This is a genomic window from Tenacibaculum pelagium (genome assembly GCF_014062345.1).
GTDB lineage: Bacteria > Bacteroidota > Bacteroidia > Flavobacteriales > Flavobacteriaceae > Polaribacter > Polaribacter pelagius.
Window position 1 is genome coordinate 1 of the sequence record NZ_JACGLS010000015.1, and the last position, 534, is coordinate 534.

The 534-nt window shown below is 39.7% G+C and carries 1 pseudogene; it reads left to right on the forward strand.

Annotated features, from left to right (window positions below):
- Positions 1 to 534: pseudogene (locus H3Z83_RS12825) on the forward strand (hypothetical protein); the annotation flags it as partial.

Consider the following 534-nt stretch of genomic DNA (forward strand, 5'->3'; position numbering starts at 1 on the left):
TTTAGATTTAGATAGCGACAATGACGGAATCAATGATGTTATCGAAGATGGTAATGTAGATGCAAATAACGATGGTATTGCTGATGGTTTAGATACAGATGGCGATGGTATTGTAGATAGTGCAGATGCTGTAGATGGATTTGGAGATAATGAAGGAGATAATACAGATAGTGATGGTGACGGAGTTCCAGATTATTTAGATTTAGATAGTGATGATGATGGAATCAATGATGTTGTTGAAGGAGGTAATGAAGATACCGATGGAAATGGACAAGTAGATGGATTAGATAGTGATGGTGACGGTATTTTAGATGTTGTTGATCAAGATCCATCAGATTTCGGAGATTCAGGAAACACAGATGTAAACGATACAGATCCAACGGATCCAGATAGTGGAGGAGATGGAGTTGTAGGTGATAGCGGAACAGATAGTGATGGTGATGGTATTGCAGATAGCGTTGATGGTTTAGTTGGATTTGGAGATGCTACCGACACCGATGGTGATGGAATCGCAGATGTAGATGATGCAGATGA